Source organism: Ruegeria sp. CDSC068 (genome assembly GCF_059610545.1).
Window position 1 is genome coordinate 334,917 of record NZ_JBXWNV010000001.1, and the last position, 14,499, is coordinate 349,415.

Here is a 14,499-nt window from a genome sequence, read left to right on the forward strand (position 1 = left end):
AGCCCGCCACAATGGCGGGCTGATTTTCTTTAGACGAAGATAAAGCTGTCTTCGGTCAGATGTCCGGCCCCAACACCCGCCAGGACAATACTGTTCCCGTCACCTAGATCGATCGTGGTCTGGAAGAAGCCACCCGATATATCATCTTCGATATCTTCGAACCCGGCGATGCCTTCGTAGCCGGACAAGTCAATCTTGTCCTTGCCGACCCGGAAGTCGACGATCCAATCATCGCCATCCCCGTTTTCAATGACAAACATGTCTTTGCCACGTCCACCGAACATGATGTCATCATCGGCTCCACCGTCGATCACATCGGCCCCTCTGCCGCCGAATATCGTATCTTCGCCTTCATCACCGCGCAGAATGTCTTTGCCACGACCGCCAAAGATCACGTCGTGTCCAGCGCCTCCAAGTGCCACATCATTGCCTCGGCCGGTATTGATGACATCATTTCCGCCACCACCATGAACAAAGTCCTGACCACGCCCAGTAAAGTAGAACTCGTCCGAGTCGTCGCCAAGGATGAAATCAGTGTTCTTCTGGCCCAGAATGTCCGTAACCGATACGGGCAGAAGGACTCCGTTTAGGGCGTGAATGATCCCGTTTGTGGCTTCAATATCGGTTTGGATGATACCCGGATCGGCGATGCCGTCATCCGCATCGCCCAGACTTGGTGGGGCGCTTTGAAGGTTCAATTCAACTGACGAACCCTGCAACGTTTCGATCTGCGCGCCGTCGCCCAAGCCGGCAACGGTAGCCAGGTCGAATTCCCCGTTCACAACGTGGTATTTCAGAACCTCTGTCAGCAGGGGGATGGGATCCCCTCCGCCCAACAGGGTCAGCGCCTTGACGATGTGCCCCAACGCGCCTGCTTCGTCCGAACCCGCATAGCCCAATGCCTGGGCAAGTCCGATAAAGGCGGCGTCGGTCGGGGCGAATACCGTAAGGCTGGCCTCGGGGTCATCCAGTGCTCCAGCAAGGCCGGCGGCAACAACGGCCTCGCGCAGGATGTCAAAATCTCCGTTGTTGTCATCGAACGAGCCGACGGCTCCGCTCATCAACACGGTTCCGGTAATTGTCTCTGTCGGTGTTGGCATGTCTGGCAATCTCCCACCCAGTTGGTCACAACATCAATCCCGGGTGATTTGAGCGGACAATGCCGACTACCCGGTGACATAGTTGCTACGGCGCAGACAATGAAACGGATCAAGAAATTCTCAGGTTTGCGTGCGTTAATGGGCGGAAAACACCACGAACCCCCTGACTTTAAAGCGATTCCCTGATAGAGACGGCACAAGCTAACAAAGGATGAGGCGGCGGTATGCAGCAACCTGTTCAATGGGGCGTTCTGGGCGCCGCAAAATTCGCACGACAGTTCATGGCGCCGGCAATTCACGCGGCGGACGGGGCCCGGTTGGCAGGTCTTGCCACGTCAGACGCAGCCAAGGCTGAGCCGTTCCAGCAGTACTGCCCTGATCTGACGGTTTATGGCAGCTATGACGCCATTTTGGCCGATCCCAAGATCGACGCGGTCTATATCCCGCTGCCCAACCATCTACACGTTGAATGGAGCCTCAGGGCACTGGACGCGGGTAAGCATGTTCTGTGTGAAAAGCCGATAACCATGTCCGCGCCCGAGTTTGATGCCCTGATCGAAAAGCGCGATCAAACCGGTTTACTGGCGGCCGAGGCATACATGATCGTGCACCACCCGCAGTGGCAGTTCGTGCGGCAACTGATCGCGGACGGGGCGATCGGAAAGCTTGTGCATGTGACCGGCGCGTTCAGCTTTGACAATCGGGCGGACACCAGCAACATCCGAAACCGAGCGGAAACCGGCGGGGGTGGGCTGCGCGATATCGGCGTCTACGTGATTGGAAGCGCCCGATTCGCCACTGGCCAAGAACCGGTTTCGGTGCAATCCGCGATCCGCTGGGAAGACGGCATTGATGCCTTCACCGAGATACGCGCGCAATTCCCCGATTTTACCTATTCCAGCTACGTCTCGATCCGTATGCACCCGCATCAGGAAATGGTGTTCCATGGCGAGGGTGGCGTGATCCGCCTGACCGCGCCTTTCAATGCGCGTGTTTTTGGTGAGGCACGGGTGGAACTGCATCGTCCGGGTCTTGAGGTTCAGGTCACGCGGTTCCCTGGCGACGATCACTACAAGCTTCAGGTCGAGGCGTTTTGCCAGTCAGTCCGCGACGGGGCTGACTACCCATGCCCGCTGGAATTCTCGCGTGGAACGCAAGCAATGATTGACAGGGTGTTTGAAGGCGCGGTCGCCCTCTGACTTGCCACGCAGCGCTCGGCTGGACTAATCTGGCTGTCACCTGATCAGGAGGGAGACCATGGCAGGCGGCTGGGCGCGTGACGGCGCGGTGAGTGAACAGATTGAGGCGTCCATTACGGACGAGCTGGCCCGGATGCAGGCGCAAAAGCGGCCTGTCGGGGAAAGCCGGACCCATTGCGCCGAATGTGAAGAGCCGATTCCAGAAAAGCGGCGAGCTGCCATTCCCGGTGTTAAACTCTGCCTGGATTGCCAGCAGGATCGGGACGGGGCCTTCAAGGGCCGTTCCGGCATCAATCGGCGCGGTTCTAAAGACAGTCAGTTGAAGTAAGCGGGGCACAAGGATGCCCGACACCAAAGAGAAGCAGCCACTCTTGCAAAACGGGCTGGTTCTTGGGTTTCTTGCGGCTTTCCTGTGGGGCACGCACAGCGTCATAGTCCGCTACCTGACCAGCGATCTGGGAGGGCTGCAAATTGCGGTAACGCGCCTGTTCATCGCAGCCATCGCCATCTATTGCATGCTGCGCGTGATGCGGGTCGCTGTTTCAATCCGGTTGAATGACTGGAACTTTCGGCTGGCCGTTCTGTCCACTGTGGTCAACTACATCCTGTTCCACATCGGGCTTGAACATACCGGTGCAGCCAATGCCATGGTTCTTGAGAACACGGCGCCGTTCTTTGTTCTTATGTTCCTGTACTTTTTTGCCGACACGCCCGTTACGCGCTCAGACGTACTTGCCACGGGATTGGCGATTTTCGGCGTGTTCCTAACGGTTTATCAGGATTTCCAAGGCGGTGGAGAGCCCCTGTTCGGAGACTTGCTTGAAATCGGAGCAGGCCTAAGCTGGGCGGTTTTCCTAATCTCGAGCAGCCGGGCGATGCGAAATTCTGAAACGACCGGAGAACGTCTGAACTTCCTATTTGGGATATTCTTGTGCTCGGGTGTGCTTTTGGTCCCGCTGGCCGCATTTTCACTGCAAATACCAACGGCCAACGATGTCGTGTTCCTGATTTTGTTGGGGGTGCTACCAACCGCTTTGGCCTACTACCTCTGGTACGAGGCCGCCGCGCGGGTTTCGACGTTGACTGCGACCTTGATGTTCGCCGCATCCGTGGTGTTTACGTTCATCAACTCAGCCCTGTTTCTGGGGGCCGCAATCACGCCGGTCGCGGCCCTGGGGGCTGTGTTGATTGTGGTCGCCATTTTCCTGACGACCAAAAACCAGAAGTGACTAGTTTTCCATCGCTTCCAGCTCGTCGATAAAGCCGGAAATCATCGACAGACCCTTGTCCCAGAATTTGGGATCGCTTGCATCCAATCCGAACGGCGCCAGCAGTTCCTTGTGGTGTTTGGACCCGCCTGCACGCAGCATCTCGAAATACTTGTCCTCGAACCCATCCGCACCGCTTTCGTAGACCGAGTATAGCGCGTTCACCAAACCGTCACCGAACGCATAGGCGTAGACGTAGAACGGTGAATGGACGAAGTGCGGGATATATGCCCAAAAGGTCTCATACCCGTCCATGTATTCGAACGCCGGGCCAAGGCTTTCGGCCTGAACGCTCATCCACAAAGCGTTGATATCGTCCGGGGTCAGCTCGCCCTCGCGGCGGGCCGCATGCAGCTTGCATTCAAAGTCGTAAAAGGCGATCTGACGTACGACCGTGTTAATCATATCCTCGACCTTGCCGGCCAGCAGCACCTTGCGCTGTTCCGGAGTTTCGGCCTTGTCCAACATCTTGCGGAAAGTCAGCATTTCACCAAAGACCGACGCCGTTTCAGCCAGCGTCAGTGGGGTAGAAGACAGCATCTCGCCCTGATCGGCCGCCAGAACCTGGTGGACGCCGTGCCCCAACTCATGCGCCAGTGTCATCACGTCGCGCGGTTTGCCCAGATAGTTGAGCATCACGTATGGATGAACCTCGGTGACGGTCGGATGCGCAAACGCGCCCGGAGCCTTCCCGGGTTTAACCGCAGCGTCGATCCAACCCTTTGAGAAAAACGGAGCTGCGATTTCACCCATTCGGGGATCGAAGGCAGTATAGGCGTCCATCACTGTCTTCTCGGCTTCGTCCCAATCAACGATGCGCGTGTCTTCCATCGGCAGCGGTGCGTTGCGGTCCCAAACCTGCATTTTGTCTAGGCTCAGCCATTTGCGTTTCAGCTCGTAGTAGCGATGGCTGAGCTTGGGGTAGGCGGCCACAACCGCCTCGCGCAGAGCCTCAACGACCTCGGGTTCCACGTCATTGGACAGGTGGCGACCGGTTTGCGCGGTCGGCATGTTGCGCCAGCGATCTACGATTTCCTTTTCCTTGGCCTGTGTGTTGTGGACACGAGCGAAGGTTTTGACGTTGTCCTGAAACACAGCGGCCAACTCACGCGCAGCTGCTTCGCGTTTGGCGCGGTCCTGCTCTGTCAGAAAGTTCAGGGTGCCTTCAATGTTTAGCTCTTCGCCATCTACGGTGAAAGTCAGCCCGGCAATGGTTTCGTCAAAAAGACGCTCCCACGCGTCGCCAACAACGCCGAGGTCGTGCAGGAATTTCTCAAGCTCGTCAGATAGTTGGTAGGGTTTCATCGCGCGGATTCGGCGGAAGACAGGCTCGTACCGCGCCAGATCGGCATTCACATCGAAATGCGCCTTCAGGACATCATCGTCGATGCGGTTGATCTCAAGCGTGAAGAACACCAGCGGGGTGGTGAAGATGGTGATCTTTTCCTGCATGTCGGACAGGAACTTGGCACGCTCGGCATCTGTGGTCAGCTGGTAGTAGCGCAGGCCGGCAAACGACATGATGCGCCCGGCGATTGAATTGATCTTCTCATTGCGCTCGACACAGGTCAGCAGACCCGCAGCATCCAGATCAGCCAGCTTACCCTCGTAGTCTTCGGCAAACGAGGCGCATTCCTTTTCCAACCAGTCCAGATCGCGGGACAGTTCGGGCGCGTCCTCTGAGGTGTAGAGATCGGTCAGATCCCATTCCGGCAGGTTGCCCAGATTGCCGGCACCTCCGGCAGCATTTGCGTCTCGGACGGGAAAGGGAAGGTCGCGCATGGATCACCTCGATAATAGCTTTCGCCAACATCTAGGCGCGCGAGACGGGGATCACAAGCGGTGCGTGATCGGACTTAGGAAGACAGAACCGGTTCCGGCACCGCGTCAGTTTGCGCGGCTTTGAAATGAGCGGCCAACTGGTCAAAGACCGGCCCGCGCACGTCGGGCGCTTCCATCAGAACTTCGTGCTCGCCATCCGGGATTTCGACCAAAGTGCCACTGGGCCAGTTCGCCATGCGGGCGCGGATAGCCTTGCGATCGACAATCTGTTCATGGCTGCCCAGAAAGGTAAGACACGGCGTATCCGGTGCGGTCTGGTCCATCAACCATACGCATTCATCCAACGCTTCGCGCAGCCAGATTGTCGAAGGCGCGCCAAGCGCCAGCTCGGGCTGTGCAGCCAGTTGATCTTTCATCATCTGGAACATGTCCGGATCGCGGGTCAGTACATTACCCTCGAACGGTTGGGAGGCCACATAGCTTTCCAAGGATGTGGTCGGTGGTGTTTTTTCCCCCAACCCGATCCTAGGCCCCCAATAGGCTGTCAGACGGCTGAGCGGTTTCATGATCGGGGTAAAGAAAATGCCCCACATCGGCCCGGTAAAGGCACAGGCGGCAAAGCAGTTCTTTTCCAAAGCCGCGCGCATACCAATAGCCCCGCCCATGGAATGTCCGATCACGAACCAAGGCTTCGGCAGGTTCAGTTCGGTTGCCAGGTCCAGCGTGGCCTGAACGTCCTGTTGATAGTCCGTGAACTGCTCGACATGCCCGACGCGCGGGTCATCCAGTAACCGGTCGGCCAGGCCCTGGCCGCGCCAGTCGACAGCCAGAAACGCAAAGCCGCGATCCGTAAACTCGGCCGCGCAATTGCCGTACTTTTCGATATATTCGGTGCGGCCGGGAAACATCATTACCGTGCCGCAGGTATCGCCTTCGGGCAGCCAGTGGCCCACCCGAATGCGTGTGTTGTCCGCTGTGTTCAGCCAATGAGCCTGACCACCGGCGGGGACGCCGGCCATGTCTGCAAAGAAAGGGGCCGGCGACAGGTCCATCAGGCCAGTGCCGATGCCAGTTGCATGGCAACGCCCATGTCACCGTCCACGGTCAGCTTGCCTGACATGAACGCGCCGGTGGGGTTCAATTCACCGCTGAGTATTTGTTCGAACGTATCCGCATCGGCGTTCATGGTGACGTCTGTTTCTTCGTCACTGACGCGCGCGCCGCTTGCGTCCAGAACGATTGAGCCCAGATCTGCGATGGCAAATTTTGCCGACGCGGTAAAATCGCCGCCAGACAGTTTTTCGTTCAACGCGGCTGCCGCTTTTTCCAGAGTGTCGCTCATGATTCTCCTCACTATGTTTGTGCGCCGGGAATGGACATCCGCGGGCGCAGCGCTACACTGAACGTTGTTATGAGCATTGCAAGCACCAATCTCAAAGGTATCGTCGCGGCAACAGCGCTTCTAGTCACGTTTTCCATTCCTTCTTTCGCCCAAACGGCGGATTTAAAGGATGAAGAACAGCTGTTGCTGCAACTGTCGGAGGCAACCCCCGAACAGGCGATGAACATAGATCGTCAGCTCAAGGCGCTGTGGGCACAGTCTGGCTCGGCCTCGGCGGATCTGTTGCTTGAGCGCGGGCGCGAGGCGCTGGAGGACGGCGACTCGCTGGCCGCGATCCAGCATCTGACTGCGCTGACTGATCACGCGCCGCAATTCGCCGAAGCCTGGCACGTGCGGGCATCGGCCTTTTTCGGGATCGAACGTTTCGGTATGGCTGCGGCTGATCTGGAATACGCCCTGACGCTGAACCCGAACAACTACGAGGCTATCTACGGATTGGGGCTGATTTTTGAGATCGTCGATCGACCCGACAAAGCGCTGGACGCTTATGAGCGTGCTTTAGCTATACATCCCCATCACGAAGAAGTAACCAATGCCGTGAATCGACTGAAGCCCCGGGTCGAGGGCTCGGCCCTCTAACAAGCTGGGGCAGGGGGCAAAGGTGAGCGGGTCATCCCGAATCGTGGCCGTACTGGGCCCGACCAACACAGGCAAAACCCATTACGCGATTGAGCGGATGCTGGGGCACCGGACAGGTGTGATCGGCCTGCCGCTGCGTCTGCTGGCGCGCGAAGTCTATGACAAGATCGTCGCGATCCGCGGACCGTCGGTCGTTGCCCTTGTAACGGGTGAAGAGCGGATCGTTCCGCCGCGTGCTAAGTATTGGGTCTGCACTGTTGAGGCGATGCCGGAAGGCATGGGCGCAGATTTCGTAGCCATCGACGAAATCCAGCTGTGTGCAGATCCCGAGCGTGGACATGTTTTCACCGACCGTCTGCTGCGTTCGCGCGGAACGAGTGAGACGTTGTTTCTGGGCTCTGACACTTTGCGCGGTCCGATTGCGGCGCTGGTGCCCGAAGTGCAGTTCATTCGCCGTGAACGAATGTCTCAGCTGGTTTATTCCGGCTCGAAAAAGATAAGCCGCATGCCCGCACGTAGTGCCATTGTCGGGTTTTCGATCGATAACGTCTACGCCATTGCCGAGCTGCTGCGTCGCCAAAAGGGCGGTGCCGCCGTCGTTATGGGCGCGCTCAGCCCGCGCACACGGAATGCGCAGGTCGAGCTGTATCAGAATGGTGAGGTGGACTACCTCGTTGCAACTGACGCCATTGGGATGGGTTTGAATCTTGATGTGAACCACGTGGCGTTTTCGTCGCTGACCAAATTCGACGGTCGCAGGATGCGCCACCTGGCCCCCAATGAACTGGCCCAGATCGCAGGCCGGGCAGGGCGCGGGATGTCCGATGGTACATTTGGCGTGACGGGTGAGGCCCCTCCGCTGGACGACGGGGTCGCGCAGGCGATCATGGACAGCCGGTTCACGCCGATGAAAAAGCTGAATTGGCGGAATGCTGCTTTGCGGTTTGGCTCGGTTGAGGCGCTCATCGACTCGTTGGAAGTCAGCCCGGACAGCGAACATCTGATCAAGGCCCGACCCGCAGACGACCTGAACGCTCTGAAATCGCTGTCTCAGGAGGCCGAGATTGTGGCCCGTGCTAGCGATGGACCGTCCGTCCGATTGCTGTGGGATGTGTGCCGAATTCCCGATTTTCGCGGTATCAGCCACGCGGAGCACGCCAGCCTGCTTGAGGTGATATATGGTCATCTGCATGAACGCGGCGCTATCCCTGACGAGTTCATGGCGCGGCAAATCCGCCGCATCGACAAAACAGATGGGGATATTGATGCACTGTCCAAAAGGTTGGCATATATTCGCACCTGGACATATGTTGCGCAACGAAACGGATGGGTGCGTGACGAATCACATTGGCGCGCGGAAACGCGCATTGTAGAAGACAGGCTGTCGGACGCTCTGCATGATCGTTTGACTCAGAGATTTGTGGACCGGCGCACGTCAGTGTTGTTGCGCCGGCTCAAACAGAAGGAGGCCCTTTTGGCCGAAGTAAATGACAAGGGTGAAGTGACCGTCGAAGGAGAATTCGTCGGTCGTCTGGAAGGGTTCCGGTTTACCCCGGACAAAAGCGCACAGGGAACCGAGGCGAAAGCTCTCAAATCGGCCTCTCTGCAAGCACTCGCACCGCAATTCCATCTGCGTGCAGACCGCTTCTATAACGCGCCCGATACCGAAATTGATTTTACCGATCAGGGTGGCCTGATGTGGGGCGAGTATGCTGTTGGCAAGTTGGTTGCCGGGGCAGAGTCTCTCAAGCCGATGGTCGAGGTGTTTGTGGATGACGCCGCAGGCCCGGATGTCGAACAGAAAGTGCAGCGCCGTCTGCAACATTTCATCGACCGCAAGGTTGCGGCGTTGTTCGAGCCGCTGCTGAACTTGTCGCGCGATGAAGAGTTGTCAGGTCTGGCCAAAGGGTTCGCCTTCCGCATGGTTGAAGGGCTGGGCGTTCTGCCCCGCGCAGGTGTTGCGCAAGAGGTCAAAGATCTGGATCAGGACGCCCGTGGAGCCCTGCGCAAGCACGGCATCCGGTTTGGTCAGTTCACAATCTTCATGCCGCTTCTGCTGAAACCCGCGCCTACGCGTCTGCGTCTGGTTCTTTGGGCGCTGGCCGGTGGATTGCAGGAATTCCCTGACGCGCCGCCTCCGGGTCTGGTCACTGTTCCGGTCGCCAAAGGTGCGCCTGAGGGCTACGATACCATGTGCGGTTATCGCGATGCCGGCGAGCGTTCGATCCGCATCGACATGCTGGAACGTCTGGCAGACATGCTGCGTGCCGAAGACAGCCGAGGTGGTTTCGAGGCCAAGCCCGATATGTTGTCGATCACCGGCATGACGCTTGAGCAGTTCGCGGATCTGATGCAAGGGCTGGGCTATAAGGCCGAGCGCGGTGAGCGTGAAAAGGTGAAAGCCGCACCGGTCGAAGCCGAAAAGCCCGCGACTGACGTGACGGAACAGCCTGCTGCCGAAGAAACCCCGGCGCCCGAGGCAGAAGCCGAAGAGGTCGTCGCGCCAGCCGAGGCCACCGAAAGCACCGAGGCGGTAGCTGAGGCTCCGGCAACCGAACCCGCCTCAGATGAGACCGATGTTGAGGTGTTCTACACTTTCACCTGGGGTCGTCAGCGTCCAGCAAATCGCGCTCCACGTCGTGAACAGCGGCAAGGGCAGGGGCCGGGCAAAGGCAAACCGCGCGGTAAACCGCAGGATGGTCGCGGCAAGCCGCAAGGTAAGAAGGGTGGCAAACCGCAAGGTGGCAAGACGTTCTCATCCCGTCCGCCCCGGAAGGAAAAGGCGATCGATCCCGATAACCCGTTTGCAGCAGCGCTTATGGGTTTGAAGGACGGCAACTGATCTGCGATGGCCGAGGCCAAGCTGCGGATCGACAAGTGGTTGTGGCAGGCGCGGTTCTTCAAGACCCGCAGCCTGGCTGCCAAACAGGTCAGCGGCGGTCATGTCCGATTGAACGGAAACCGGGTTCTGAAGCCGGCACAGGCCATTGGGCCCGGTGACGTTCTGACCTTCCCCCAAGGCCGTATCGTGCGCGTAGTACGCGTCGAAGCACTGGGAGAAAGGCGTGGCCCGGCGTCCGAGGCACAAACGTTATACTTCGATATGACGGAAAAGAAGGACGTGCCTCCTAAGAATCCGGGATTTGAGGGAAAGGGTCGTCCAACAAAGAAAGATAGGCGCGCGCTTGATCTTTCTCGCCCCCGGGATGGTTGATCCTACCTTGAAGAGAAGGCCAGACTGAATTAGCTAGACGCCCAAACCGAGAATGGGAATCCCACAATGACCTATGTCGTCACCGAAAACTGCATTGGCTGCAAATACACCGACTGCGTCGAAGTGTGTCCGGTGGATTGTTTTTACGAAGGTGAGAACACATTAGTCATTCACCCCGACGAATGCATCGACTGTGGTGTGTGTGAACCCGAATGCCCTGCGGACGCCATTCGTCCCGACACTGAGCCTGGAATGGAACAGTGGGTCGAGTTCAACCGAAAATTCTCGGAACAGTGGCCCGTTATCGTGACCAAGAAAGACCCCTTGCCTGAAGCGGAAGAGCGTGACGGCGAAGAGGGCAAAATGGAGAAGTATTTCTCCGAAGCACCCGGCGAAGGCGGTTAAGCGATTCGGTAACTGAACCGGGTGGTTTGAGTAGCGGTCTTCTGCTGTATCGCTTTGAAAAGTCTGGGGTTTCTTCACCATTGTGGGAGCCGGACTTTCGGGCGTCGCAATTTTGTGATATACTCAGAAACTGAATGATGAATGAGATGGGGATGACTCCGTAAGTATGTACGCTTTGGAGTTCTGATTTTTTGACAAACTTACCGCCTGACTGGGCCAGATGTTGGCACGGTTTGGGGTCTTTTGTTGTCTCTGCCTCTCTCTCGTAACCAAGGATGAACCTGTATGTCTAAGTCGAAAAAGCTTGAGTTCCGCCCGAACGATTATGTTGTCTACCCCGCCCATGGTGTGGGCCAGATCATCTCGATCGAAGAGCAGGAAGTCGCGGGATACTCGCTCGAGCTGTTCGTCATTTCTTTTGAAAAAGACAAGATGACCCTGCGGGTGCCGACCAACAAGGTTACCGAATCCGGCTTGCGGTCCCTCAGCTCACCTGACGTTATCAGCCAGGCGATGAGAACCCTGAAGGGTAAGGCCAAGGTGAAACGTGCGATGTGGTCGCGCCGGGCGCAAGAATATGAACAAAAGATCAATTCCGGTGATCTGATCTCGATCGCCGAGGTTGTCCGCGATCTGCACCGCACTGATGACCAGCGCGAACAGAGCTATTCGGAACGTCAGCTGTACGAAGCCGCGCTGGAACGCCTGACCCGCGAAGTCGCGGCTGTTTCTGGTGCAGGTGAAGTATCGGCGGCCAAGCAGATTGATGAGGTTCTGACCTCGCGCGCGGCCGCGGCTGCCTGATCGCTTCTCCAGTCAATTTTCTGGCCGCTCCCGAAAGGGGGCGGCTTTTTCGCGTTGATGGCTTGGTGAAAGCTCAGTTTACGGCTAATTTTCCAGCAAGAAGAGGCGCGTAGACAGTGAACCTAAAACAGACAGTCAAATATCTATATATCGGCCACGACCCCATTTCCGTCTGGTTTCGCTATGGCTTGATCCTGTTTGATGCGATCACCATCGTTTTCTTTGTGGCTACGGCAAATGGCGAACACGGCACGGGATTCACCGTTGCCAGCCTGATCATTGGGTTCTTCATTGTGCTGGATTTCTCGGCGCGGATGTGGATTTCGAAGGATCGTTGGAAACTACTGCGCCAAGTCTACACGATGGCCGACATTGTTGTGATCGTTTCGCTGTTTCTTGATCTGTTTCTACCTTGGAATCTGGCGTTCCTGCGTATCTTACGAGCGCTACGCCTGATCCATTCCTATCACCTGCTAAGGGATCTGCGACGGGACAGCGATTTTTTCCGGACGCATGAGGACGCAGTGATCGCGGCGATCAATCTGCTGGTGTTCGTGTTCGCCACGTCCACCGCAGTTCTGGTCTTCTTCATCCCGGAAAACAGCCCGCACGCCTATATCGATGCGCTTTACTTCACTATGGCAACCCTGACGACCACCGGGTTCGGGGACATCACGCTGGCGACCCCTGGGGGAAAACTGTTTTCGGTCTTCATAATGATCGTCGGCGTGGCGTTGTTCGTCCGGTTAGCGCAGGCGATTTTCATGCCGCAGAAAGTACGCCACAAATGCTCAAACTGTGGCCTCTACCGTCACGATCCAGACGCGGTTCACTGCAAGCATTGTGGCGAAACCCTAAGGATCGAAACAGGCGGGACGACTTAGATCGTTGCAACCAATGCCAAAAGGAACGCAAGCTCTGCCAGTTGCTGCGAGGCGCCCAGAACATCGCCCGTTTGTCCTTTGATTTTAGTCTTGGCGACGAGTGCCAGGATTCCAACGATCAGCGCGGAAAAAACCGTTGCCATCAGTGTGCTTGGTCCAATCAGCAGCAGCGATAAGATGACTGCAAGGCCAAAGCCTGTCGCCGCAGTCTCGGCCTTTGGGCCGCCGACCGAATGGCTCAACCCGCTGTTTCTGGCGTTGGGTAAAGCTGCCATGAGGATGGGCATGACTGCGCGTGAGACGATGCACGCCGCCAGAATACCCGCAAATGCGTTGGCCGACAGAAGCGCCGCGATCAGCGCGACGCGCAGCAGTTGGGTAAAGATTAGAGTTAGAACTCCGTAAGCACCAATATGGCTGTCCTTCATGATTTCCAGGCGGCGTTCGGTGGCGAACCCGCCCCAAAATCCGTCAACCGTGTCCGCAAGCCCGTCTTCATGCATCGCGCCAGTGGCGATCACCAGCACCGCCACAAGTATTACGGCGCTGGCGAATGCAGGTAGGCCGAATGCACCGGCCGTCCAACCGACGGCACAGGCCAACGCCCCGACGACCAGTCCCACCAAGGGAAAAGCCCAGGCCGCTTTGGCCTGCCGCGCAAACAGGTATTCCGGCAGGCGCGGCAACGGCAGACGCGTCAACAGGACCAGCGACAGCGGAAAATCCCACGCGGAAAACAGTTTGGTGTCGTTTTTGTTCACTCCCGCGCCTTTCGGGGTCTTGTTGGATCGGACGCTTCGGTTAAACACACAGGACCACTCTGATGCAACGAGGCTTTGGATGCTGCCGGAATTAAAAGACCTGAATACCCTTCGCGAGGCCCTGAGTAACGCTCCGGGACCGGATGGCAATGCGCTGCAAGGTGCTGCTGAGCGTAACGGACAACTGACTAAACCTCCCGGCGCATTGGGCCGGCTTGAGGATTTGGCAATTTGGTATGCGAGCTGGCGTGGGGATGCCCGGCCGCAAATCTCTGCCCCTCAGGTCATCGTATTCGCGGGAAATCATGGCGTCACAGCGCAAGGCGTGTCGGCCTTTCCGCCCGAGGTGACTGTTCAGATGGTCATGAACTTTGAACATGGCGGCGCGGCGATCAATCAGCTGGCCAAAGCCGCTGGTGCGACCATGAATGTGCACGCGTTGGATTTGGATCGACCGACCGCGGATTTCACCGCTGGTCCCGCGATGTCCGAAGAAGAATTGCTTGAGGCCCTGCGCGTGGGCTGGACCGCCGTGGACCACAATGCCGATTTGCTTGTGGTTGGAGAGATGGGCATCGGCAACACGACCCCGGCGGCTGCCATCGCATGCGCTTTGTTCGGTGGCGACGCCGCAGACTGGACTGGGCGTGGCACTGGGGTAGACGATGCCGGTTTGGCCAACAAAACGCGCGTCGTGGCCGAAGGCATCGCCTTGCATGGCGGGTCGGGTGACGGGCTGGAAATCCTGCGCCGTCTGGGCGGGCGTGAAATCGCGGCCATGGCCGGGGCCATCGCCGCTGCGCGTGCCTTGCGTATCCCGGTTATTCTTGACGGCTTTATCTGCTCGGCGGCTGCGGCCTGTCTGGCAAACATGTCCGAGGGCGCATTGGATCACACGATTGCAGGCCACCAAAGTGCAGAAGGCGCGCACGCAGCGGTATTGGCCAAGTTAGGCAAAGAGCCATTGTTGAGCCTTGGATTGCGTTTGGGCGAAGGCTCGGGCGGGGCGCTGGCGATCAACATACTTAAAAGCGCGGTCGCGTGCCATTCCGGCATGGCGACATTTGCCGAAGCAGGTGTTTCGGACGGCTGATCAAACCG

General features: G+C 57.8%; 15 protein-coding genes. 10 read left to right on the forward strand and 5 right to left on the reverse strand.

The window, feature by feature from the left end; translation table 11 throughout:
• Positions 1-29: 29 nt before the first annotated feature.
• Complete coding sequence (locus tag AC2FID_RS01575) at positions 30-1,100, reverse strand: fasciclin domain-containing protein (protein ID WP_496835087.1); 1,071 nt, start codon at positions 1,098-1,100, stop codon at positions 30-32.
• Positions 1,101-1,324: 224 nt separating this feature from the next.
• Between AC2FID_RS01575 and AC2FID_RS01580 the strand changes: the two genes are divergently transcribed.
• Genes AC2FID_RS01580 through AC2FID_RS01590 form a run of 3 tightly spaced genes read left to right on the forward strand, consistent with a single transcriptional unit; the run spans position 1,325 to position 3,528 of the window.
• The gene (locus AC2FID_RS01580) at positions 1,325-2,299 is read left to right on the forward strand and encodes a Gfo/Idh/MocA family protein (protein ID WP_496835088.1); all 975 of its coding nucleotides are present in this window, start codon (positions 1,325-1,327) and stop codon (positions 2,297-2,299) included.
• 58 nt (positions 2,300-2,357) lie between these two features.
• Complete coding sequence (locus AC2FID_RS01585; RefSeq protein WP_108858884.1) at positions 2,358-2,627, forward strand: DksA/TraR family C4-type zinc finger protein; 270 nt, start codon at positions 2,358-2,360, stop codon at positions 2,625-2,627.
• Between the two features lie 13 nt (positions 2,628-2,640).
• Positions 2,641-3,528, forward strand: a complete 888-nt coding sequence (locus AC2FID_RS01590; RefSeq protein WP_496835090.1) for a DMT family transporter — start codon at positions 2,641-2,643, stop codon at positions 3,526-3,528.
• Here AC2FID_RS01590 and AC2FID_RS01595 read toward each other — a convergent pair whose 3' ends face one another.
• The 3 genes from AC2FID_RS01595 to AC2FID_RS01605 all read right to left on the reverse strand — a co-directional run bounded on the left by AC2FID_RS01595 (position 3,529) and on the right by AC2FID_RS01605 (position 6,691).
• Positions 3,529-5,349 (reverse strand): M3 family oligoendopeptidase, encoded by a 1,821-nt coding sequence (locus AC2FID_RS01595; RefSeq protein WP_496835092.1) that lies wholly within the window; start codon positions 5,347-5,349, stop codon positions 3,529-3,531. It abuts the gene before it with no gap.
• Between the two features lie 74 nt (positions 5,350-5,423).
• Positions 5,424-6,401 (reverse strand): alpha/beta fold hydrolase, encoded by a 978-nt coding sequence (locus tag AC2FID_RS01600; RefSeq protein WP_496835093.1) that lies wholly within the window; start codon positions 6,399-6,401, stop codon positions 5,424-5,426.
• Positions 6,401-6,691 (reverse strand): SCP2 sterol-binding domain-containing protein, encoded by a 291-nt coding sequence (locus AC2FID_RS01605; RefSeq protein WP_058273875.1) that lies wholly within the window; start codon positions 6,689-6,691, stop codon positions 6,401-6,403. Before AC2FID_RS01605 ends, AC2FID_RS01600 begins: the two co-directional genes overlap by 1 nt.
• Before the next feature lie 69 nt (positions 6,692-6,760).
• Between AC2FID_RS01605 and AC2FID_RS01610 the strand changes: the two genes are divergently transcribed.
• From AC2FID_RS01610 to AC2FID_RS01635, 6 genes are all read left to right on the forward strand, one after another.
• Positions 6,761-7,330, forward strand: a complete 570-nt coding sequence (locus AC2FID_RS01610) for a tetratricopeptide repeat protein (RefSeq protein ID WP_282168524.1) — start codon at positions 6,761-6,763, stop codon at positions 7,328-7,330.
• 22 nt (positions 7,331-7,352) lie between these two features.
• A complete protein-coding gene (locus AC2FID_RS01615; RefSeq protein ID WP_496835095.1) occupies positions 7,353-10,172 on the forward strand; it encodes a helicase-related protein in 2,820 nt (939 codons plus the stop codon).
• A 6-nt stretch (positions 10,173-10,178) separates the two neighbouring features.
• Positions 10,179-10,544, forward strand: coding sequence for an RNA-binding S4 domain-containing protein (locus AC2FID_RS01620; protein WP_496738733.1), 366 nt, complete (start codon positions 10,179-10,181; stop codon positions 10,542-10,544).
• A gap of 66 nt (positions 10,545-10,610) precedes the next feature.
• Positions 10,611-10,949, forward strand: coding sequence for a ferredoxin FdxA (gene fdxA / locus AC2FID_RS01625; protein ID WP_058273871.1), 339 nt, complete (start codon positions 10,611-10,613; stop codon positions 10,947-10,949).
• A 285-nt stretch (positions 10,950-11,234) separates the two neighbouring features.
• A complete protein-coding gene (locus tag AC2FID_RS01630) occupies positions 11,235-11,753 on the forward strand; it encodes a CarD family transcriptional regulator (RefSeq protein ID WP_058277666.1) in 519 nt (172 codons plus the stop codon).
• 116 nt (positions 11,754-11,869) lie between these two features.
• Positions 11,870-12,637 carry a potassium channel family protein gene (locus tag AC2FID_RS01635; protein ID WP_058277667.1) on the forward strand — a complete coding sequence of 256 codons (768 nt, stop codon included), beginning with the start codon at positions 11,870-11,872 and terminating at the stop codon, positions 12,635-12,637.
• Here the strand turns inward: AC2FID_RS01635 and cobS are convergent.
• The gene (cobS, locus tag AC2FID_RS01640) at positions 12,634-13,398 is read right to left on the reverse strand and encodes an adenosylcobinamide-GDP ribazoletransferase (protein WP_496835098.1); all 765 of its coding nucleotides are present in this window, start codon (positions 13,396-13,398) and stop codon (positions 12,634-12,636) included. The two genes, AC2FID_RS01635 and cobS, sit on opposite strands and share 4 nt — an antisense overlap.
• A 79-nt stretch (positions 13,399-13,477) precedes the next feature.
• Between cobS and cobT the strand changes: the two genes are divergently transcribed.
• Complete coding sequence (gene cobT / locus AC2FID_RS01645) at positions 13,478-14,491, forward strand: nicotinate-nucleotide--dimethylbenzimidazole phosphoribosyltransferase (RefSeq protein ID WP_496835100.1); 1,014 nt, start codon at positions 13,478-13,480, stop codon at positions 14,489-14,491.
• Positions 14,492-14,499 lie beyond the last annotated feature (8 nt).

Bases quoted from the DNA above. Each gene is read 5' to 3' on its own strand.
- AC2FID_RS01580 (WP_496835088.1), top strand. From the start codon at position 1,325: ATGCAGCAACCTGTTCAATGGGGCGTTCTGGGCGCCGCAAAATTCGCA.
- AC2FID_RS01590 (WP_496835090.1), top strand. From the start codon at position 2,641: ATGCCCGACACCAAAGAGAAGCAGCCACTCTTGCAAAACGGGCTGGTT.
- AC2FID_RS01575 (WP_496835087.1), bottom strand. From the start codon at position 1,100: ATGCCAACACCGACAGAGACAATTACCGGAACCGTGTTGATGAGCGGA.
- AC2FID_RS01610 (WP_282168524.1), top strand. From the start codon at position 6,761: ATGAGCATTGCAAGCACCAATCTCAAAGGTATCGTCGCGGCAACAGCG.
- cobT (WP_496835100.1), top strand. From the start codon at position 13,478: ATGCTGCCGGAATTAAAAGACCTGAATACCCTTCGCGAGGCCCTGAGT.
- AC2FID_RS01585 (WP_108858884.1), top strand. From the start codon at position 2,358: ATGGCAGGCGGCTGGGCGCGTGACGGCGCGGTGAGTGAACAGATTGAG.
- AC2FID_RS01600 (WP_496835093.1), bottom strand. From the start codon at position 6,401: ATGGACCTGTCGCCGGCCCCTTTCTTTGCAGACATGGCCGGCGTCCCC.
- AC2FID_RS01605 (WP_058273875.1), bottom strand. From the start codon at position 6,691: ATGAGCGACACTCTGGAAAAAGCGGCAGCCGCGTTGAACGAAAAACTG.
- AC2FID_RS01630 (WP_058277666.1), top strand. From the start codon at position 11,235: ATGTCTAAGTCGAAAAAGCTTGAGTTCCGCCCGAACGATTATGTTGTC.
- AC2FID_RS01620 (WP_496738733.1), top strand. From the start codon at position 10,179: ATGGCCGAGGCCAAGCTGCGGATCGACAAGTGGTTGTGGCAGGCGCGG.
- AC2FID_RS01595 (WP_496835092.1), bottom strand. From the start codon at position 5,349: ATGCGCGACCTTCCCTTTCCCGTCCGAGACGCAAATGCTGCCGGAGGT.
- fdxA (WP_058273871.1), top strand. From the start codon at position 10,611: ATGACCTATGTCGTCACCGAAAACTGCATTGGCTGCAAATACACCGAC.